At 64.7% G+C, this 20,827-nt stretch carries 18 protein-coding genes; 3 read left to right on the forward strand and 15 right to left on the reverse strand.

What is annotated here, in order from left to right; all coding sequences use genetic code 11:
• The 3 genes from fmt to rpe are packed head-to-tail and all read left to right on the forward strand — an operon-like array spanning window position 1 to window position 3,054.
• Window positions 1-948 carry a methionyl-tRNA formyltransferase gene (gene fmt / locus H578_RS0103420; protein WP_022872302.1) on the forward strand — a complete coding sequence of 316 codons (948 nt, stop codon included), beginning with the start codon at window positions 1-3 and terminating at the stop codon, window positions 946-948.
• Entirely contained in the window at window positions 941-2,410 is a 1,470-nt protein-coding gene (locus tag H578_RS12985; protein WP_022872303.1) for an RsmB/NOP family class I SAM-dependent RNA methyltransferase, read from the forward strand. The genes fmt and H578_RS12985 overlap by 8 nt, the downstream gene beginning before the upstream one ends.
• On the forward strand, window positions 2,407-3,054 hold the full coding sequence (gene rpe / locus H578_RS0103430; protein WP_022872304.1) for a ribulose-phosphate 3-epimerase: 648 nt from the start codon (window positions 2,407-2,409) through the stop codon (window positions 3,052-3,054). The genes H578_RS12985 and rpe overlap by 4 nt, the downstream gene beginning before the upstream one ends.
• A gap of 117 nt (window positions 3,055-3,171) precedes the next feature.
• On the opposite strand, the gene nrdR is transcribed toward rpe, so the two are convergent.
• The 15 genes from nrdR to murD all read right to left on the reverse strand — a co-directional run bounded on the left by nrdR (window position 3,172) and on the right by murD (window position 20,782).
• Window positions 3,172-3,672: a transcriptional regulator NrdR gene (nrdR, locus tag H578_RS0103435; protein WP_022872305.1), complete on the reverse strand. Its 501-nt coding sequence runs from the start codon at window positions 3,670-3,672 to the stop codon at window positions 3,172-3,174.
• Window positions 3,673-3,784: 112 nt separating this feature from the next.
• Entirely contained in the window at window positions 3,785-7,336 is a 3,552-nt protein-coding gene (gene dnaE, locus H578_RS0103440; protein WP_022872306.1) for a DNA polymerase III subunit alpha, read from the reverse strand.
• 56 nt (window positions 7,337-7,392) lie between these two features.
• Window positions 7,393-8,331, reverse strand: a complete 939-nt coding sequence (locus tag H578_RS0103445) for an RluA family pseudouridine synthase (protein ID WP_022872307.1) — start codon at window positions 8,329-8,331, stop codon at window positions 7,393-7,395.
• On the reverse strand, window positions 8,328-8,924 hold the full coding sequence (locus H578_RS0103450) for a signal peptidase II (RefSeq protein ID WP_028463895.1): 597 nt from the start codon (window positions 8,922-8,924) through the stop codon (window positions 8,328-8,330). Before H578_RS0103450 ends, H578_RS0103445 begins: the two co-directional genes overlap by 4 nt.
• Before the next feature lie 10 nt (window positions 8,925-8,934).
• The gene (locus H578_RS15430; RefSeq protein ID WP_022872309.1) at window positions 8,935-9,855 is read right to left on the reverse strand and encodes a DivIVA domain-containing protein; all 921 of its coding nucleotides are present in this window, start codon (window positions 9,853-9,855) and stop codon (window positions 8,935-8,937) included.
• A gap of 143 nt (window positions 9,856-9,998) precedes the next feature.
• Window positions 9,999-10,286 carry a YggT family protein gene (locus tag H578_RS0103460; protein WP_022872310.1) on the reverse strand — a complete coding sequence of 96 codons (288 nt, stop codon included), beginning with the start codon at window positions 10,284-10,286 and terminating at the stop codon, window positions 9,999-10,001.
• 20 nt (window positions 10,287-10,306) lie between these two features.
• Window positions 10,307-10,957 (reverse strand): cell division protein SepF, encoded by a 651-nt coding sequence (locus tag H578_RS0103465; protein ID WP_022872311.1) that lies wholly within the window; start codon window positions 10,955-10,957, stop codon window positions 10,307-10,309.
• A 46-nt stretch (window positions 10,958-11,003) separates the two neighbouring features.
• Complete coding sequence (locus H578_RS13000; RefSeq protein ID WP_033420242.1) at window positions 11,004-11,705, reverse strand: YggS family pyridoxal phosphate-dependent enzyme; 702 nt, start codon at window positions 11,703-11,705, stop codon at window positions 11,004-11,006.
• Window positions 11,706-11,918: 213 nt separating this feature from the next.
• Window positions 11,919-12,692, reverse strand: a complete 774-nt coding sequence (locus H578_RS0103475; RefSeq protein ID WP_022872313.1) for a purine nucleoside phosphorylase YfiH/LACC1 family protein — start codon at window positions 12,690-12,692, stop codon at window positions 11,919-11,921.
• Window positions 12,693-12,920: 228 nt separating this feature from the next.
• Complete coding sequence (ftsZ, locus tag H578_RS0103480) at window positions 12,921-14,123, reverse strand: cell division protein FtsZ (RefSeq protein WP_022872314.1); 1,203 nt, start codon at window positions 14,121-14,123, stop codon at window positions 12,921-12,923.
• Between the two features lie 333 nt (window positions 14,124-14,456).
• Window positions 14,457-15,239 (reverse strand): cell division protein FtsQ/DivIB, encoded by a 783-nt coding sequence (locus H578_RS0103485; RefSeq protein ID WP_084709875.1) that lies wholly within the window; start codon window positions 15,237-15,239, stop codon window positions 14,457-14,459.
• A complete protein-coding gene (gene murC, locus H578_RS0103490; protein WP_022872316.1) occupies window positions 15,236-16,708 on the reverse strand; it encodes a UDP-N-acetylmuramate--L-alanine ligase in 1,473 nt (490 codons plus the stop codon). The genes H578_RS0103485 and murC overlap by 4 nt, the downstream gene beginning before the upstream one ends.
• Complete coding sequence (gene murG / locus H578_RS0103495; RefSeq protein WP_022872317.1) at window positions 16,705-17,799, reverse strand: undecaprenyldiphospho-muramoylpentapeptide beta-N-acetylglucosaminyltransferase; 1,095 nt, start codon at window positions 17,797-17,799, stop codon at window positions 16,705-16,707. Before murG ends, murC begins: the two co-directional genes overlap by 4 nt.
• A 46-nt stretch (window positions 17,800-17,845) precedes the next feature.
• The gene (ftsW, locus tag H578_RS13005) at window positions 17,846-19,282 is read right to left on the reverse strand and encodes a putative lipid II flippase FtsW (protein ID WP_022872318.1); all 1,437 of its coding nucleotides are present in this window, start codon (window positions 19,280-19,282) and stop codon (window positions 17,846-17,848) included.
• 9 nt (window positions 19,283-19,291) lie between these two features.
• A complete protein-coding gene (gene murD / locus H578_RS13010; protein WP_022872319.1) occupies window positions 19,292-20,782 on the reverse strand; it encodes a UDP-N-acetylmuramoyl-L-alanine--D-glutamate ligase in 1,491 nt (496 codons plus the stop codon).
• Between the last annotated feature and the right edge of the window lie 45 nt (window positions 20,783-20,827).

Here is a 20,827-nt window from a genome sequence, read left to right on the forward strand (position 1 = left end):
ATGGAGGATATGTCTGTGATCTTCGCCGGAACACCCCAGCTTGCCGCCGACTGTTTAGCTGGCCTGTTGGGGGCCGGCGCCCCGATCACTGCGGTGCTGACTCGGCCTGACGCGCCCGTGGGGCGAAAACGAAAGCTCACCCCGTCCCCGGTGGCCCAGGCTGCCGAGGCTGCGGAGCTTGAGGTCATCAAGGCGTCCAGGGTCGACGACGACGTCGTCACCGCGCTGCGAGCGCACCAGCCCCGACTGGGCGTCGTCGTCGCCTATGGCGCATTACTGCCCGAGGCGGCCCTGCAGGTCCCCGAACACGGCTGGGTCAATCTGCACTACTCGAAACTGCCGAAGTACCGAGGGGCCGCCCCGGTACAGCACGCTCTACTCAACGGGGAGACAACCACGGCGGCCACGGTGTTTCAGCTAGAGCGCGGCATGGATACCGGCCCGGTCCACGCTTCGGTGGACTATCGCATCCAAGAGCTGGCCACGGCCGGGGATGTGCTTCAGGACCTGACCCGGGTGGGCACCCACCTGCTGGTGGAGTTGCTACCAGCGCTGCTGGAGGGCACCTCGGAACCGGTCCCGCAGAGCGGTGAACCCAGCTATGCCCCCAAGCTCAGCCGAGCCGATGCCTATATTGACCCCGCTCAACCGGCAGCGGCGGTGGTGCACCGAATCAACGCGACGATCCCTGAGCCCGGGGCCTGGACATGGTGTGGTCCCGCCCGCCTCAAACTGGGACCGGCGCGGGTCTACTCCGGCGCTGTGGACCTTCCCGCAGGGCAGGTGGTACTTGCCGCCTCCGATCGGAGCCCCGGCGAGAAGCTCCCGGTGCTGGCTACCACCGACGGCGGTGTGGTCCTCACCGAGGTGCAACCGGAGGGCAAAAAGATGATGGATGCCACCGCCTGGTTGCGCGGGTTGACTCATCAGGCGGTGCTCGGTGGCTGAGCGGTCCCGGAAGCGGCACTTCAGTCGCCAGGCTCCCTCGCAGCGCTCGCGCCGGGCGGATCCGGCTCGGCTGGCGGCGTTCCGTGTGCTGCGGGCTGTGGCCGCAGATGACGCCTATGCGAATCTCGTCCTGCCCAAGGAGATCCGCCGGGCTCGTTTGGATCAGCGCGACGCCGGCTTCGCCACCGAGCTGACGTACGGGACGTTGCGTGCCCTGGGTACCTATGATGCCGTGCTGGCCCGGTGCGTGGACCGCGAACTGGGGCAGTTGGATCCGCCGGTGCTCGACGCGCTGCGTCTGGGTGCTCACCAATTGTTCTCCATGCGGGTCAGCGACCACGCAGCCGTCAACGAGACCGTGGGGCTGGTGCGCGATCAGATCAGCATAGGGGCCGGGGGCTTTGTCAACGCAGTGCTTCGCCGCGCTGCGGAGAAATCCCTTCAGGCGTGGCTTGATGAGCTCACCGCCGATGCCGACCCGCTCCAGCGGCTCTCGTTACGCACTGCGCACCCGGTGTGGATTATCCGGGCCCTGCGCCAGGCGCTGAAGCTGCACGGCCGCGCTGATGAGCTGGAGGCCTTACTGGCAGCGGATAATGCGGCCCCCGAGGTGCATCTGGTGGGACTGCCGGGAGTCGACGACGCCGGCTCCAGTGTTCTTCAGCAGGCGATCGCCTCCTCTGCTGAACCTTCTGATCTCATTGAGGGCGCGGCGATCTTCCGCGGTGGCGATATCGGACGGCTCGCAGGCGTCAAGGAGGGCACACTGCGGGCTCAGGACATCGGCTCGCAGTGGATTGCCCAGGCCCTGGCCGCTCCGGCGGTGCAACCCGGGGAACGGTGGCTGGATCTGTGCGCCGGACCGGGTGGGAAGGCCGCTTTGCTGGCGGCGCTGGCCGCAGAGTTTGATGTGCAGCTGCTGGCGAATGAACCTGCGGCCCACCGGGCTGAATTGGTGCGCCACGCTCTGAGCCCGGTGGATCCTGCAGCCTGGCGGATCCGCACCGGTGATGGGCGAACACTGGCTGAGCACGACCCGGGACCGTTTGACCGGATTCTGCTCGATGCACCGTGTACCGGTCTGGGGGCGCTGCGCCGTCGTCCAGAGTCCCGTTGGCGGCGCACTCCGAAGGACTTGTCTGACCTGACCCTCTTACAGGCGCAGTTGCTGGACGCCGCAGCCGAAGTCCTCGCACCGGATGGGTTACTGGCCTATGTGACCTGTTCCCCTCATGTGGCTGAGACAGTCCTGCAGGTGGAGGATTTGCTCAAGCGCCGCGATGATCTGCGGCTGCTTGATGCTGCCGAGCCGATGGCTGAGGTGGCACTGCCGACTGGACGGAAGCTGCTCAGTTCCACTCCGAAGGTCAGCGGTACCGCTGGGAAGACCGTCCAGCTCTGGCCGCATGTGCATGGCACGGACGCCATGTTCTTTGCCCTGCTGCAGAAGGAGCCAGTGTGATCGCTATCCACCCGAGCATTCTCTCCGCCGACTTCGCGAATCTCGCCACGGAGTTGGGGCGGGTCCCCAGTGCTGATGCCGTGCACGTCGATGTGATGGATAACCACTTTGTGCCGAATCTCACCCTGGGGTTGCCGGTGGTGCAGGCTATTCGGCGGGCCACGGATCTGCCGCTGGATGTGCATCTGATGATCGAGGATGCTGACCGCTGGGCACCCGGCTATGCGGAGGCTGGTTGTGAGTCGGTCACCTTTCATGCTGAGGCGGCCGCCCGGCCGGCACAGTTGGCTCGCACGCTGCGGCAGGCCGGGGCGCGCCCGGCGATGGCGGTGAAACCGGGGACCGAGCTCAAACCGTTGTTGCCGGTATTCGCCGAGCTGGACATGGTACTCATTATGACCGTGGAACCGGGATTCGGGGGCCAGTCCTTCATGGATGAGATGCTGCCGAAGATCGCCGCAGCTCGTCGGGCCGCCGATGATCTCGGTGGCCGGATTGCCGTCCAGGTCGATGGGGGGATCAGCGCCGAGACGATCCAGCGGGCCGCAGAAGCAGGGGCGGACACCTTCGTGGCTGGTTCAGCGGTGTACGACGCCGAAGACCCGGATGCCGCGGTTGCTCAGTTGCGCGGACTCATCACCTGAGACGATCGGCGAGGCGGTCCACCCTGGTGATGCCACCGGAGAAAGCTGCAGCGAAGAGAAAACCGGTGGTGGTCCCAACCTTCCCCTGAAGAGACCACCACCGGTCTGTGCGGAAGTCTACCGGAAACCGAAGCGGGGCTGGATCACAGTGGCCGGTTCCCCCGTAGGAACGAGTTCTTCCCGACGCAGTTCCTCGATGGCTTCTTCGAAGTCGTCGAGGTTCTCGAAGCCGCGGTAAACGGAGGCAAACCGCATATACGCCACGACGTCGAGGCGTTTCAGTGGTCCGAGGATTGCCAAGCCGACGTCATTGGAGTCGACTTCAGCATTACCGGAGGCCCGGATCGCTTCTTCCACTTCCTGGGCAAGCACCGCGAGGTCGTCGGCGGAAACGGGACGTCCCTGGCAGGCTTTCTGCACCCCGTTAATGACTTTTGACCGGTCGAAGGGCTCAGCGGCCCCTGACCGTTTGATGACGCTCAGCGAGGTGGTCTCCACGGTGGTGAACCGTTTGCTACACACCGGGCACTGACGACGACGCCGGATCCCCGAGCCGTCCTCCAGTGTGCGTGAGTCCACCACACGTGAGGAATCGTGCCGACAATATGGGCAGTGCATTGTTGAGGGCCTCCTCTCCCTATGAACAGGAGTGTACCCACAACATCTTGTGCCCACAAACCCCAACGCCACTACATATGGTGTGGAGCGCTGCAGTGATCCGACCCTGTCGTCAGATTTTCAGGCAGGTGGGTCCCAAAAGCGCCTTGAGGTCCCCGTAGAGCGCCGGCGAGGGAGTCACACAGTAGTCCTGCCCCAGACGCATGATCTGCACATTCTCTCCGGTCACCAACCGGACCTGAACCTCGGAGGGGCCGCTGTGTGAGGTGAGAATTTCCCCCAGCTCCCGCACAGTGGCCTCAGTGGCTCGCTGCACAGGCAACTGGAGCACAACAGGGCCCGAGACGCCGTCGTCGTTGATCTCTGGGACGGTGACGTCCATCGCGCGGATGGCCACGCCCCCGTCCTCCCGCCGGTCGATCTGCCCCTTAATCGCCACGATGAGGTCCTCGGCCAGCACCATGGAGACCGCCTGGTACACCTTCCCGAAGAACATGACCTCCACGGTGCCACCGAGGTCTTCGATCTCGGCCCGGGCGTAGGGGTTGCCGGAGGATTTGGCGACCTTACGTTGCAGAGAGGTGATCATCCCGCAGATCGTCACCGTAGCGCCGTCGGGCGGACCATCCTCGCTGGTCACTGAGGCCACTGACCGGTCGGCGTGTGTGTTGAGGGTTCGTTCGAGCCCAGAAAGCGGGTGGTCGGAGACATAGAGCCCGAGCATTTCGCGTTCGAAGGCAAGTTTGTCCTTCTTGTCCCATTCGGGCAGTTCCGGTACCTGGACGTGGTCGAAAGCATCGGCCTCGTCCTCATCCCCGGTGGCGAAGGCCCCGAAAATATCCGTCTCATACTGTTCGGAGTCCTTCTTCTTCTTCACCGCCTGGTCGATCGCTTGCTCATGTACGGCGACCAGACTGCGCCGGGTGTGCCCCAGTTCATCGAAGGCTCCGGCCTTGATGAGCGACTCCACTGTGCGCTTATTGCACACCTGGGAGGGCACCTTGCTGAAGAAATCGGTGAAGGACGTGTAGGCGCCTTTCTCCTGCCGGGCATCGACAATCCCGGCGACGACATTGGCCCCCACGTTCCGTACTGCCCCCATACCGAAGCGGATCGTGTCATCACCGACCGGAGTGAACGTCAGGTCGGAGTCGTTGATACTCGGTGGGGTCACCGTGACGCCCATCCGCCGCGCCTCCGAGAGGTACATGGCCAGTTTGTCCCGGTTCTCCCCCACACTGGTCAGCAGTGCTGCGAGATACTCAGCCGGGTAATTAGCCTTCAAATAGGCCGTCCAATACGCCACCAGCCCGTAGGCGGCCGTGTGCGCCTTGTTGAAGGCATAGTCGGAGAAGGGCAGCAAAATATCCCAGAGCGTCTGGGTAGCCTCTTCGGAATAGCCGTTGGCTTTCATCCCTTCGAAGAACCCGACCTTTTGCTTATCCAGCTCAGATTTCTTCTTCTTCCCCATGGCGCGGCGGAGCAGATCCGCTTGTCCCAACGAGTACCCGGCCAACCGCTGAGCAATGGCCATGACCTGCTCCTGGTAGACGATAAGCCCGTAGGTGGTGTCCAGGATCTCGGCCAGCGGCTCCTCCAACTCCGGGTGGATCGGGGTGACCTTCTGCTGACCGTTCTTCCGCAAGGCGTAGTTGATGTGGGAGTTGGCCCCCATGGGACCGGGCCTGTAAAGCGCCAGGGCCGCGGAGATGTCCTCAAAGTGGTCGGGGCGGATCTGTCGCAGCAGGCTACGCATTCCGGTCCCATCGAGCTGGAAGACCCCTAGGGTGTCGCCCCGGGCCAACAGCTCGTAGGAAGGCCGGTCATCGAGCTCAAGGGTCTCCAGGTCGATCTCCACCCCCTTGTTTTGCTTCACGTTCTCCAGGGCGTCGGAGATGATCGTCAGGTTACGTAGCCCGAGGAAGTCCATCTTGATGAGCCCGAGGGCCTCACAGATGGGATAGTCGAACTGGGTGATGATCGCCCCATCCTGTTCCCGCTTCATCAGCGGGATGATGTCGATCAGCGGATCAGAGGACATGATGACCCCGGCCGCATGCACCCCCCACTGACGCTTCAGGCCTTCCAGACCCGAGGCGAGGGAGAAGATTTCCTTCAGCCGGGGGTCGCCATCGACCAGTTCGCGGAACTCCCCGGCCTCCGGATAACGGCTGGAGTTCTCGTCATAGATGTCGCCCAACGGCATGGGCTTGCCTTGCTGGTCAGGCGGCATCGCCTTGGAGAGTCTCTCTCCAGTTTGGAAGGGTTCGCCCATCACACGGGCGGCATCTTTCAGGGCTTGCTTGGATTTAATGGTGCCGTAGGTCACGATCATCGCGACACGTTCGTCACCGTATTTCTTCACGACATAGTCGATGACCTCAGAGCGGCGCCGGTCGTCGAAGTCGACATCGAAGTCCGGCATGGAGACGCGGTCCGGGTTGAGGAAGCGTTCGAAGATCAACCCGTGCTGCAGAGGATCGAGGTCGGTGATACGCATCGCATAGGCCACCATGGAACCCGCCCCCGACCCACGGCCCGGGCCCACGCGGATCCCGTTCTCCTTGGCCCAGTTGATGAAGTCCGCCACCACCAGGAAGTACCCGGGGAACCCCATCTGGGTGATGACACCCATCTCATACTTCGCCTGCTCGCGGACTTCATCGGGGATACCGTCGGGGAAACGGTAGTGGAGACCCTTCTCCACCTCCTTGACGAACCACGATTCCTCGGTCTCACCCTCCGGCACGGGGAACTGCGGCATGTAGGCACCGGACTGCTCGGTGAAGTCAACTTCGCAGCGCTCCGCAATGGCTAGGGTGTTGTCGCAGGCCTCGGGGAACTCCTTGAATAGTTCCCGCATCATCTCCGCGGGCTTCAGGTAATACCCCGAACCTTCGAATTTGAACCGGTTGGGGTCATCGAGCGTGGCGGCAGTCTGCAGGCACAGCAGGGCACCGTGGGTGTGCTCATCGTGCTCGTGGGTGTAGTGCAGGTCATTGGTGGCCACCAACGGCAGATTCAGATCCTTGGCCAAACGCAGCAGATCCGCTTTGGTGCGAGCTTCGATCTGGTTGCCGTGATCCATGATCTCGCAGAAGAAATTCTCCGCACCGAAGATGTCCCGGAAGTCACTGGCGGCCTTTTTCGCCTCCTCATACTGACCCTGGCGCAACCGGGTCTGCACTTCCCCGGAGGGGCAACCGGTCGTGGCGATGAGCCCATCGGCGTACTGGGAGAGCAGTTCACGGTCGGCGCGCGGCTTGTAGAAGTGACCCTCCATGGAGGCCCGCGAGCCCAGACGGAAGAGGTTGTGCATTCCGGCGGTGCTGCGGGCCCACATCGTCATATGGGTGTAGGCACCGGTCCCGGAGACGTCATCGACGCCGTCCCCAAACCGCACGCGGGTCCGGTCGGTGCGGTGCGTTCCGGGCGTCAGGTAGGCCTCTAGACCGATGATCGGCTTGACGTCGTATTCCTGGGCTTTCTTCCAGAACTCATAGGCGCCGAAGAGGTACCCGTGGTCGGTCATGGCAATGGCGTCCATACCCAGGCGTTTGGTCTCTGCGAAGAGCTCGTCGATCTTCGCGGCCCCATCGAGCATCGAGTATTCGGTGTGGTTGTGCAGGTGTACGAAGCTGCCGCTCACTGCTCCCTCTCCCATAGGTGGTCTGGGCCCGTGCTGGCCTCCATCATGCCAAGCGGGTCGGACATCGTGCTCTAGCGTTTCAGGATCTCAAGTGCCTGGTGCAGATCCTGCGGATAGTCACTGTTGAAACTGACGTCTTCTCCGGTGCCGGGGTGGGTAAAACCCAACCGCACGGCGTGTAACCACTGGCGAGTCAAACCGAGATCGGCGGCAAGCCGCGGGTCGGCACCGTAGGTGAGGTCCCCGCAGCAGGGGTGCCCCAGTGCGGAGAAATGCACCCGAATCTGGTGAGTCCGCCCGGTCTCCAGGGCCACATTCATCAGGCTGGCCCGCCCGTAGGCTTCAATGAGCTCGTAGTGGGTTCGGGCCGCCCGCCCGTCTTCGACCACGGCAAAGCGCCAATCGTGACCCGGGTGCCTGCCAATGGGGGCGTCAATCGTCCCCTCGGTGGGGTCGGGGAGCCCCTGTACGAGGGCGTGATACGTCTTCTGCGGGGTGCGCTCTCGGAACGCACTCTTCAACAGGGTGTAAGCGCGCTCAGACTTCGCGACGACCATGACCCCGGAGGTGCCGACGTCGAGCCGGTGAACGATGCCGCGACGCTCCTGCGCCCCTGAGGTGGAGATCTCGATACCGGCGGCCAACAGACCCCCAATGACGGTGGGGCCGTGCCACCCGGGTGAGGGATGGGCCGCCACACCCACGGGTTTGTCCACGACGACGACGTCGGCATCCTCGTGCAGTACGGTCAGGTTCTCCACGGGCTCCACCTTTAACAGTTCTTCAGGCTCCGGGCGGTCCAAGCGCAGCACCGTGCCGGCAGCTAGCTTCTCGGATTTCTTCACACTCCGCCACGCCTGCGTCCCAGAGCCTGTCGGGACCCTCACTCGACCCTGAGCGATCCAACCGGCTCCCTCTGAACGAGAGACTCCGCACACAACGGCCAGGACGGCGTCGGCCCGCTGCCCACTGAGCTCTTCGGGGACCTCCACGGTCTCAGCCGGTGTCATTCGGTGGTGTCCTCCGGCGCAGGCGCCTGGTCCCGCGCCGGCTCATCCTGGGCCTTCTTCGTTGCCCGTGTCCCGTCCGGGTTGAGTCCGAAGAGCATCATGGCGCATAGGGCGATGATCGAGCAGACGATGAATGAGTCCGCAATATTGAACACGGCAAAATGCGGCACCGCAATGAAATCCACCACGTGCCCCTGGCCGAACTGTTCAAAGCTGCCCTGAACCAAAGAGGGCGGCCGGAAGAGCCGGTCGGTGAGGTTGCCGGCCACCCCACCGGCCAGACCGCCCAAAGCTGCAGCCCAGAGCCACGATCCGCCCAGTCGACGGGAGTACCACAGGGTGAACAGCAGCACTGCGGCCTGAATGAGGGTGAAGATCCAGGTGTGGTCAGTGCCCATGGAGAAGGCGGCACCGGGGTTGAGGTGGTGGCGCCAGTAGAGCACCGGCGGGAGGACCTCGATCTGTTCACCGAGTTCGAGGGTGGCTTCCACCCAGAACTTGGTGGCTTGGTCCAGGGCAAAGGCGAGGGCCGCGATCCCCCCGGCGAGGAGGAGCGCGGCCCTGCGGCTGGGTCGTGACGGGGATGTGGGCATCCCCTCCATTTTACGCCCCGGAGGCTTCCTTTTCGATGGAACCCTTGGAGTTCAGTTCATTGAGCTGGGATTCGATGTAGTCCTTCAGCCGCGCCCGGTAGTCACGTTCAAAACCGGTCAGCTCGGAGACCTTGCTCTCCAAGTCGGCTTTCTTCCGCTCCAAGGCGTTGAGAGTACGAGTGGAGGTCAGCTCGGCCTCTTCGATCATGTTTTCTGCACGGGTCTCGGCGTCGGTGATGATCTCAGTGCGCTTGGCCTCACCCTCGGCGATGAGCTCGTCCCGCTTGGTGGTGCCCTCTTCGATGAGCTGAGCACGTTTGGTCTCACCGTCGTGGATCAACTCGGCGCGCTTGGTTTCGCCCTCTTCGATGTACGCGGCACGGGTCTGCTCACCCTCGGCGATGTAGGCCGCACGAGTCTGCTCACCTTCGGCAACGTACTGGTCGTGCAGCTTCTGCGCCATGGCCAGCACTCCGGCTGCAGAGGTGGCCTGGTCCTCGAGGCCGGCCTCGGCGGAGGTCTCCGCAGCGGGCTGGGGACGCTCCTGGGCAGGACGGGTGCCGAGGGCGTACTCGGGGTAGGCGGTGACGTTCGGGTCGGCCTTGAGTTCGGGCTCTTCGGCCGTCTGCTCGGGCTCTGGCTCCTCGTCAACGACGGCCTCGAAAGTGCCGGTCTCTTCCCCCGTGGTGCCGGCGTAACCGGAGAGCCCGGCGTCTTTGAGCTCATCGGGCTCGACGACGCTGGGGTTGTTGTCGAGCTGTTCCTCGAGCTGAGCCACCTGGGCCTTGAGGTCCTCGTTCTCCTGGATGAGGCGCCGCCATTCGACGACCACCTCGTCGAGGAAGTCGTCTACTTCGTCCTTGTCATACCCAGGACGGAATTTGGTCTCCGGGAACTCCTTGTTCAGGAGATCTTCGGGCGTCAAAGCCATACGTCAGTCACCTCATCGTCAGTGGCCTCATGCCGGTGAGCAGGATCAGGCCTCAGAATACCCACAGCGGAATTTCACCCTCGACCCTAACCTTCAAGTCGGGGTTTCAACGGATCGGACCCCCTTGCCGCCGATCCCGCAGGTCAGGCGATGGCGCGCACCACGCCCTGACCGATAATCACGGCCAGGAACACGATGATAAACGCCATATCCAGGGCGATGCCGCCCAGATTCAGGGGTGGAATCTTCCGTTGTAGCCACTTAATCGGCGGGTCGGTGACCGCATAGACACTGACCGCCAGAATGAGCACCAGCCCCTGGGGGCGCCAATGCCGGGCGTACTGAGTGCTGATGTCGAAAATGATCCGGGTGACCAATGCGAACTGGTAGAGAACCAGCAGCAGGTACAGCGGTGCGGTGATGAGATCCACAGACGCCTAGCGTACCGGTTTCAGCTCTGGTTGAAGAACTTGGCGCCGGTTTCCTCGGCCGCGGCGGCCTGCTCCTCGGCGAGCACTTCGACGTTCTTCGGGGTCAGCAGGAAGACTTTGTTCGTCACCCGTTCGATGGATCCACCAAGCCCAAAGACCAGACCGGCGGCGAAGTCAACCAAGCGTTTGGCTTCGGCTTCCCCCATTTCGGTGACGTTCATGATGACGGGGATGTCCTCGCGGAAGGACTCACCGATGATCTTGGCGTCGTTGTAGGAGCGCGGGTGGACAGTGGTGATCTTTCGCATAGGCTCGTTCTCATCCCGGGAGGAGGGGGCACGCTTAATGGGGGTGACCGGAGCACGGTAGTCCGGATCGACGGCGAGGTTGGTCCGGTTGTAGGCGCCAGTGGTCTGGTGCTGCTCGCCGGCTTCCCCCTGCTTCTCTGCCAGGGAAACCACGGCACCGGTGGGCTGGTGCTGGGCTGGTGCTGCACTGTGTCCTCCGCCCGCGGCAGTGGGGCGTGCGGGGGCTTCGCGCACTGCGGTGGCGGTGCCGCCGCGCTGCTCACGACCCGCGGCTGGCTGCTCCGTTCCGAAGCTCTCCTCAGCGTAGTCGTCTCCATCGGCCAAACCGAGGTAGATCATCGTCTTCTTAAATGCACCGGCCATAACTCACGCTCCTGGGGAAGGTTGTCGCTTGCGAGCGGTTCTGAGACTACCTGGAGTGGTCGCGCTCACCGAGAACATCCCGTCCGATACGCAGGTGTGTCGCACCATGGGCGAGGGCTTCTTCGAGATCGTGACTCATTCCCGCTGAGATGGCTGTGGCCTCTGGGTGCTCTGCCCGAAGTCTCTGTGCGCACGCAGCTAACCGGGCGAAGGCCTCCCCCGGTGGTTCATCTAAGGGCGCAACAGCCATCAGCCCGGCCAGGTGTAACCCCTCGGCCTCAGCGATCGCCTCAGCCAGTGCAGGGATCCGCTCCGGGGCTGCACCTCCGCGGTTGTCCTCACCGACGGGGTCTCTGAGGTCAACTTGGATGAAGCATTCCAGTGGCTGGCTACGCTCTCCGGCATCGAAGGCCGCTGCCACGCCCTTGCTCAGGGCGGTGACCAGTTTGGGCCGGTCCACGGAGTGCACTGCGGTGGCGTAACGGGCCACGGACTTGGCTTTATTGGATTGCAATTGGCCAATGAAGTGCCAGCGCAGCCCCGCCAGCTGGCCGACATCGGCAGCCTTGGCCGCGGCCTCTTGGTCTTTGTTCTCCCCGATGTCACGGATCCCCAAGCTGTGCAGCCGCTGGACATCCGCGGCAGGGAAGTACTTTGTCACCACAATGAGCTCCACCGGCGTAGTCCAGCCAGCAGCCGCAGTAGCCGTCTGAATCCGCGCCTGAACCCGCTGTAGGTTCTGCCTCAACTGGGCAGTACGTCCGTGCGACGCAGTGTGCTCAGACGGTCCAGCCTGGTGCGGCTGCGCAGGGCGTTCAGGCTGCACCGGGGGTTCAGCCTGCCCAGGGACTTCAGGCCGCCTGTGGGGTTCAGCCTGTGCAGTGCGGTCCGGTTCGGTGTGTGCCTCCATCGATGACCAGGATAGTCACCCCGAGACTGTGCTGGCCCGGATCAGGAAAGATCACCGGCTCGGGCAGATCACTGCGGCAATGCGTCCGGCAGGTTCGCCCTGTTGCTGACTGCGGCGATGGGAGAACAGCCGGGGGTCCTCAATGGTGCATCCTCCGAGGTCGACGACGTCGGCTCCGGCGGCGGTGAGGATACGCACCGCCTCGGCACGCAAGTCCAAAGCGGCACTCCCCCACCGGGTCTGAGAACGGATGGCCGGACGCTCAGCGGCAATCTCTGCGACCATATCCTCGGGGATCTCGTAGCACTGTCCGCAGGCTCCGGGACCGATCCACGCAGTGATCCGCTCGGCTCCGGCCTCACGTAGCGCTTGGAGGGTGTTGTCGAGGATCCCTGCCAGTAACCCGGGGCGGCCGGCGTGCGCGGCAGCGGTCAGCAGGGCTCCACCGCGGCCCTCGGCGGTGAAGAGCACGGGCAAACAGTCGGCCACCAGGATGGCCAATGCGTGCTGGCCTGTGGGTGAGATCCAGGCGTCACCGGTGGAAGCAGGACCGCCGGATGGGTAGGTGGAAGCGTCCACGACGTCGGCGGAGTGCGTCTGGTGCAGAAACTGCAAGGTACCGGTGGGCTGACCCAGGTGACGTTCCAGGGCTCGGCGGTTGGCCTCGGCGTCCTGCGGATCTCCCACGTGGCGGCCTAAGTTACCTGCGGTGACGGAGGTGAACCCCAGTCGCAGCCCACGGGATTCAGCGTGCCGCCCACCAGCCTGCCGCCAGTCGGCCTGCCACCAGAAGGGAGAGTTCTCACGCGGTACGGTGCGGGTCACGGCCTCTATTGTTCCAGGTCTTCGCAGCGTGCTGTCCCTCGCTCGGCTCTCAGCCCGCCTCGGTGGCCGCGTACGCCCTCGGTCCCGGGGCACGGGTGTTCACCTCGGTGGCAGACAGCTCGGTGACAGACAGGCTGTGGGGGCCGGACCGTCACCTGTGGTCCAGCCCCCACCTGCGCTGTGATGGGAAGGTTCTCGCCAGAAGATCAGTGGTACTTCAGCAGTGACTCACTTCAGGAAGTCAGGGACGTCGAGATCGTCTTCATCCTTGCTGCCGGTGTAATCCGATTCCAACACCTCGGGCAGTTCTTCGCGCTGTTGCCCTTCGCTCTGCTGAGAGCTCTCCTCAAACCGCGGCGTGGGGGCCGTGTCCTGTGAGGCAGCGGAGACACCGGCTGCAGTGGTCGCCCCAGCCACCGGCGGCACCGGAGAAGCACTGCGCTGAGGAGCGGCCGTGGGCGGAGCAGCAGGCTTCGAGGTGACATCGGCCTGGTCGAAGCCGGCGGCGATCACGGTCACCCGTGCTTCATCACCGAGGGCGTCGTCGATGACAGCACCGAAGATGATGTTGGCTTCGGGGTGAGCGACTTCCTGGACCAAACGGGCGGCCTCGTTGATTTCGAAGAGGCCGAGGTCACTGCCACCCTGGATGGACAGCAGCACTCCGTGGGCACCGTCAATGGAGGCTTCCAGCAACGGGGAAGCGATGGCCAGCTCGGCGGCTTTGACGGCCCGATCCTCACCGTTGGCCGAGCCGATGCCCATCAGGGCCGAGCCGGCCCCCTGCATCACAGATTTCACATCGGCGAAGTCAAGGTTAATGAGCCCGGGAGTGGTGATGAGGTCGGTGATCCCCTGAACACCGGAGAGCAGCACCTGGTCAGCGGACCGAAAAGCGTCCAGCACCGAGACGTTCTTGTCGCTGATGGACAGCAACCGGTCGTTGGGGATGACGATGAGAGTGTCAACTTCATCACGGAGCGCTTCGATGCCCTGTTCGGCGGAGGTGGCGCGGCGCCGACCTTCGAAAGTGAAGGGGCGGGTCACCACACCAATCGTCAGTGCGCCGAGACTGCGGGCGATACGGGCCACCACGGGCGCCCCACCGGTTCCTGTTCCGCCTCCCTCGCCGGCGGTGACAAAGACCATATCGGCCCCGCGGAGAACTTCTTCGATCTCCTCGGAGTGGTCCTCGGCTGCCTGGCGTCCCACCTCGGGGTTCGCTCCGGCGCCGAGGCCACGGGTCAGTTCACGGCCGACGTCGAGCTTCACGTCGGCATCAGACATCAGCAGCGCCTGGGCATCGGTGTTGATGGCGATGAACTCCACGCCGCGCAGGCCCACCTCGATCATGCGGTTGACGGCGTTGACGCCGCCGCCGCCGATGCCGACGACCTTAATCACGGCCAGGTAGTTGTTCGGTGCTGCCACGTGTATGTGTCCCTTAGCTCTCGAAAAGTCTCGATATGTGCACGGAGACCCCGGCGGAAGATGGCCGGCTCCTCACTGCGTTGCCCGCCGACAGCCGCCGCTGCCTCCTCCGATGCAGTTCGCGGATGCATCGGCCTTGGCCACACGGTACAGCTGTCGGCGCCGGCTCTTCGACCCACCGTTGGCCGGTGGGGCCGGGAGCCTCCGTGACAGATGCCATTGTTCTGTTGCGCCTCCGGGACCGGCAACGTTCAAGTTGCACTTGAACCTCAACTGACGCCGCTGACCCGCGGGAGGGTTCTTGTCCCCCTAGGGTACTGGTCCGCAGCGCATTCAGCGGGTAACCGGGGCCTCGGGCGTGGAGATATCGATGACCTCAGCCTCTGTGAACTCCTCGGCCTCGGATTCGAGGATGGCGGTGAGCACCGCGGCCTTCTCCTGGGAGCGTTCATCACTTCCCCACACCACCGCACGTCCGTCATCGAGGTGCAGGGTCACCGAATCGGCGGAGTCGGCGGCGGCCTCGTCGAGCCGGGCCCGAGCCGACTCGGGCAGTTGTCCCAGCACAGAGACGATAGCGGAGAAGACGACGTCGTCTTCGTAGGCTGCGTCCGCGGAAATCTCCGGGGTGGCGTAGTCCTCAGCGTCGAGACTTTCGGCTCCGGTGAATTCGCGGATCACCTCACCGTCTTCGTTGTAGTAGCGCACGGCGTCGTCGTCCTGGACTTCTGCCACCGGTGGATGTTCGGTGATCTCAATATGCAGAGTGTGCGGAAGCTCCGCATGGGTCTCCACCTCAGCGACGACGTTCTCTTCGGCGAGCAGGGCATGAACATCGGCAGTACTCACCTGGGGCAGCGGTCTGCCGTGGAGATCGGCGGTGAGTTCTGCAGCACGGGCATCGGTGAGCAGCTCGTTGCCGGAGACCTCGACCTGCCTGACCTCCAGGGCCGGAGAGAAGTAGAGCACCGCCACGATGGCCAGCAGCGCCACCAACGCTGAACCGAGCGCCAGCACACCACGACGACGCCGACGTCGCACGGTGACGTTCTCCGGTTCTGGAAACTCCAGCGGAGTCTCATCCCCGGCCGGTTCTGAATCGGGTGTATCCATCATGTGCGGTCGGCGTGGGTTCTACTGCGCTGCAGTGCGCTGACAATCTGCGGACCCAGCTCGGTGATATCCCCGGCACCAAGAGTGAGTACGACGTCGCCTGGTTCAGCGATCTGGACTATTTCCTCGACTGCCTGGGCGCGGGTCCGCACCGGGTGACCCAGCAGTTCGGAGCTCACCCCCGGGATGGGTTCCTCACGTGCGGGGTAGATCTCCAGGACCCTGACGGTGTCGGCCGCACCCAAAGCGGTGCCGAATTCGGTGGCGAAGGCACGGGTCCGGCTGAACAGATGGGGTTGGAAGATCGCGTGCACGCGTCCGGTGTCGGCTGCGCTGCGGGCCGCTGCCAGCACGGCGGTGACTTCGGTGGGGTGATGGGCGTAATCATCGTAGACACGGATGGAGTCCACGGTCCCGCGCCATTCGAAGCGCCGGGAACTGCCCCGGAAACTGGCCACCCCTGCTGCCGCGGTGCTCAGCTGAAGTCCGCAGTACAGTCCTACGGCCACCGCGGCTGCGGCGTTACGCGCATTATGCACCCCTGGGACCGGAAGCTGCAGTTGCGCCCTCTGGCTGCCGGAGTGTAACTGCGCCTGCACTCCGGTGCTGCCAGTGGTCAGCTCAGTCAAGGTCAGGTCAGCTTCGGGTGCGGTGCCGTAGGTCGTCAGCTCCACGTTCCGGGCGGTAAGAGGGGAGCGAACCTTTTCGGCCAGCGACGCCGCCCCCGGGTCATCGATGCAGAGAATCAGCGCCCCGCCGGGCAGGATCCGCTCGGCGAAATCCGCGAAGATCTGGTGGACCGCCTCGGCGGTGCCGTAGTGGTCGAGATGGTCGGCCTCGACGTTGGTCACCACGGCAATTTCGGGGGCGTAGTTGAGCAGCGTGCCATCGGATTCATCAGCCTCGGCAACAAACCACTGACCACTGCCGGCCGCAGCGTTGGTGCCGAAACCGGCCACTGTCGCTCCGATGGCGAAACTCGGGCTGGTGCCGGCGTGATGCAGCATCGCGGCCACCATGGAGGAGGTTGTGGTTTTTCCGTGGGTACCGGCGATCGCGATCCCCCGTTTGGCTGCCATACAGGCCGCCAACCCCTCGGACCGGTGCAGCAGTCGCTTTCCGGCGGCTGCGGCGGCATCGAATTCGGGGTTGGTGCCCGCTTGGGCCACCGAGGAGGCGACTATGGTGTCGATGCGTTCGCCGGTTTCCTGCTCCACGGAGACGAGGTTTTCTGCGGCGTAGCCGACCCGCACCGGCACTCCGGCGGCGCGGAACTCATCCAGCACCGGAAGGTCTTTGGCGTCGGTGCCGGAGATGGGCACCCCGGCAGAGAGCATGAGCCGAGCCACCGCGGAGACCCCTACCCCGGCCAGCCCCAGAAAGTGCACCCGCCCCAACTGCTCGATCCCGACGACAGGGACGCCTGGCACCTGTCCCCGGGACGAACCTGACCCCGTGGTGACGCGGTTCATCGGGTGGCCACCTTCAGCGCCTCGGTGGCCATCCGCTCATCGGCGTCGGTGATCCCGCGTTCGGCCGAATGCTGTTGCATCGTGACCAGACGGCGCGGGTCCTCCAGCAGGGGAACAATATTGCGCCGGATCCATGCCCGGGTGAAGTGCTCGTCCTTGACCATGAGCGCTCCTCCGGCATCGACCAGCCCCCGAGCGTTGAGTTCCTGCTCCCCATTGCCAATGGGCAGAGGTACGAAGACCGCGGGCAGCCCCACTGCGGCCACCTCGCTGACCGTCGCCGCCCCGGCCCGGGCAACGATGAGATCAGCGGCAGCGTAGGCTAAGTGCATCCCGTCGAGGTACTCCCGCTGGTGGTACCCCTCCGTGGTGAGGGGGACGCCGTCGTCGTCGAGGACTGCTTTATCCCGTCCGGTCAGATGCAGGATTTGCGCTCCCGTGGCGAGGAGGTCCTGCAGTGCGGAGGCCACGGCCCGGTTGAGGTTCAACGCCCCAGAGGATCCCCCGGTGACCACCACTGTGGGAATGTCCTCGGCGAGTCCGAGCTCTCGGCGCGCAGAAGAGCGGGTAGCCTCCCGGTCCAACTGAGAAATCTGCCGGCTCATCGGCATCCCCACGTGCTCGGCACCTTTCAGGGGCGTGTTCTCAAAGGCCACTCCGGTGAAAGCCGCGACCCGGGCACCCAGGCGGTTGGCCAGCCCGGGCCGGGCATTGGCCTCGTGGACCACGATGGGGATGCCCAGGCGTTTGGCGGCCAGGTAGACCGGAGTGGAGACATAACCACCGACGCCGACGACGACGTCGGCCTCCTCGGTACGGAGAATCCGTGCCGCCTCAGCCACCGCGCTTCTGAAGCGCCCAGGGAAGGTGACCATATCCCGGGTGGGTCGCCGGGGCATGGGGACCTTTTCGATGGTGCAGAGCGGATACCCGGCGGCGGGGACCAGCCGGGTCTCCAGTCCGGAGGCGGTGCCGATCATCGTCTGCTGTGCAAGCGGCTCAAGCCGGGCGACGGCATCGGCGATGGCCAGCATGGGGCTGATGTGCCCGGCTGTGCCGCCTCCTGCGTGGACGACGGAAACAGCGGTCATCTGGTGGGTTCCCCTTCGGTGGTCGGTGGGTCAGGCAGTCATCGACTCAGGCCTGGTTCAGCGGTGCCAGTGTAGACCCCTTAGCCCCCTGAGCGCGGCGACGTCGGCGCGTGGGGCGACGGGCCTCGCGGCGCTGGCGGCGGGCAAAGTTCAACACCACCCCCACGGCCAGCAGGGCACAGGTCAGCGCAGAGCCACCGTAGGAAATAAACGGCAGCGGTACGCCCACCACCGGTAGCAGACCGGTGACCATGGCGATGTTGATGAAGGCCTGCCCCACCAGCCAGGCGGCAATGCCGATGCAGACCAGCTGAGCGAAGCGGTCCTCCGTGTTGGAGGCGACGCGGAAGACCCCCACCACCAGCAACATGAACAGCCCCAGCACGGTGAAGGTGCCCAGCAGCCCCAGCTCCTCACCGATGATGGTGAAGATGAAGTCGTTGTGGACTTCGGGGATGTAGTCCCACTTCTGCCGGGATTGTCCAAGGCCCACTCCCCAGAACCCGCCGGAGGCCAGGGCGTAGAACCCTTGAGTCGACTGCATACACGGGTCGGTGGGGTGGTCACAGTTGATACCGAGCCAGGCGTTCACCCGGGCCATACGGTAGGGGGTCATCCACATCAGGGCGGCCACGGCGACGGCAGCGATAGCCGCTGCGATGGCGAAGTAACGCAGCTTCACCCCGGCAGCGAAGAGCAACGTACCGACGATGAGGATGATGATGATACTGGTCCCCAGGTCTCCCCCGGCCAGCACTAAGGCCAGCACCGCCAGAGCCCCGGGTGCCACGAACGGCATCATCCAATGGGTGAAGCGACTCACCAACGAGCCCTTCTTCGCCAGGACCGCCGCACCCCAGAGCACCAAGGCGAGCTTGGCCAGCTCGGAAGGTTGTCCGCGCACAGAACCGATCTGCAACCAGTTGGTGGACCCGCCACCGTCAGAACCCAGCCCGGTGAAGGCTACGAGCATGAGCATCGACGCCGAAGAGATCATCGCCAACCACCCGATGCCACCCAACCAGCGGGTGGGCACCAGGGTCATCAGGAACATCCCTACTACCCCGAGACCGGCCCAGGCGGCCTGCCGGGTGGCAGTGGTGAAGGGTTGCCCATCGGGATCCACCGATGTGGAGGAGAGCACCATCGTCAGACCGATACCGGCCAAGGCGATCGTCGGTCCCAGGACCAGCCAGTAGTTGGTGTACGGATTACCGCCTTCGAAGAACCCCCAGAAGGACTTCACCCGTTCGCGGCGGCGACGGGCACGCTCAGCCCGCCAGGCTCGCCCGGCGGAACCGTCCGAGGGGTCAGGGTCTGCTGGAGAGGTTTCCGCCGCTTCAGGGGGCACATCGGTGACCAGGCTCAGCTGCGGGGCGCCCTGTGTGGTCTGTTCAGCAGAGGGTTCCTCCGGTGAGGGAGGGGTGAGCACGGCGGCATCGGAGACCGGACGTGCCGGAAGCCGCGGCGGGCGGTGGTCCACGCGTGTCTCCTAGTCGTTAAAGCCCAGCCTCGTCATCCGCCGGGCGACGGCCTCGATGAAGGCCTCGCCGCGGGCGGCGTAGGAGGCGAACTGGTCCTGCGAGGCCGCCGCGGGGCTGAGTAGAACAGTCTGCCCGGGCTGGGCGACGGCTCCGGCGGCCTCCACGGCGGCGTTCATTGCCTGAACCCCATCATCCCCTCCCCCGACGGCGGTCACCGGCACCTCGGGCGCGTGTCGTGCCAGGCTGGATGCCAGCGGGGCGGTATCGGCACCGATGAGCACCACGTGCCGCAGCCGCCCGGCAACGGCGGTCACCAGCGGGTCATAGTCCACACCCTTGGGTAGTCCGCCGGCGATCCACACCACATCGGTGAAGCTACTCAATGAGGCCTCGGCCGCATGCGGATTCGTCGCTTTGGAGTCGTTGACCCACAGGATGTCGTCTGCTGTGGCGACCGGCTGGATACGGTGCTCACCGGGCTGATACGCCCGAATCCCGGCCTGTACATTCTCTGGACTCACACCGGCGGCCCGGGCAAGGGCGGCTGCGGCCAACCCGTTGGCCACCAGGTGCTGCGGGGCAAGAGGGCCAAAGTCAGCCAGGGTGGCCAGCTCCAGGGCGCGGTGGCGCCGTTGCTGAAGGAAGGCTCGGTCGACCAGCAGATCCTCGACGAGGCCCACCTGTGAAATATCCGGGGTGTCGGTGGTGAACGAAATCGCCCGGCAACCTTCGACGACGTCGGCTTGAGCGACCATCTGCTCGGTCAGCGGGTCAGCGGCGTTGTACACACAGGCCACCCGGGTCCCGGTGTAAATCTTTGCCTTGGCCGCGACGTAGTCTGCGAAACTGCCGTGCCAGTCAATGTGGTCGTAGGCGACGTTCAGCACCGCTGAGGCGGTGGCGGACAGTGGCTCGGTGTAATGCAGTTGGAAGCTGGACAGTTCCACGGCCAGCACGTCGTACCCTTCAGGGTCCCGGATGGCATCCAGGATGGGTAAGCCAATATTGCCGCAGGCCACTGCGCGGCGGCCATCAGCGTGCAGCATCTTCTCCAACAAGCTCACTGTGGTGGTCTTCCCGTTGGTTCCGGTGACCGTTAACCATTCGGGGGAACGGGCCCCCGGGCGTGCCCCGAGCCGGTGGGCCAGCTGGATATCGCTCCACACGGGCACACCGGCAGCAGTAGCGGCAGCGATCACAGGGGACTCAGGGCGCCAACCCGGGGATGTGATGACCAGGTCGGGTGCGGCACCGTCGTCGAACGCGTCCAGAGAACGGGTGGCCGGTTCACCGAAGCGAATGTCCTCCACTCCGACGATGCGCAGTGTCTCTGCGTCCTGCTGTTTGGTGTCCGTGGCGGCACCGTCGACGACGATCACCCGACAGTTGAGTTCGGCCAGCGTGTCAGCCGCGGAGAACCCGGTGGCACCCAGCCCGGCAACGAGCACCCGCAGCCCAGCCCAGGGGCCATCCCAACCCCGCAGGTGGGTCAATGTCATCGTGTCAGCACCCCGCTCGGCCGCTTCCCGGTGCGCCGGCGGCGC

The sequence above is a fragment of the Nesterenkonia alba DSM 19423 genome, from assembly GCF_000421745.1.
In the GTDB taxonomy this organism is placed as follows: Bacteria; Actinomycetota; Actinomycetes; order Actinomycetales; family Micrococcaceae; genus Nesterenkonia; species Nesterenkonia alba.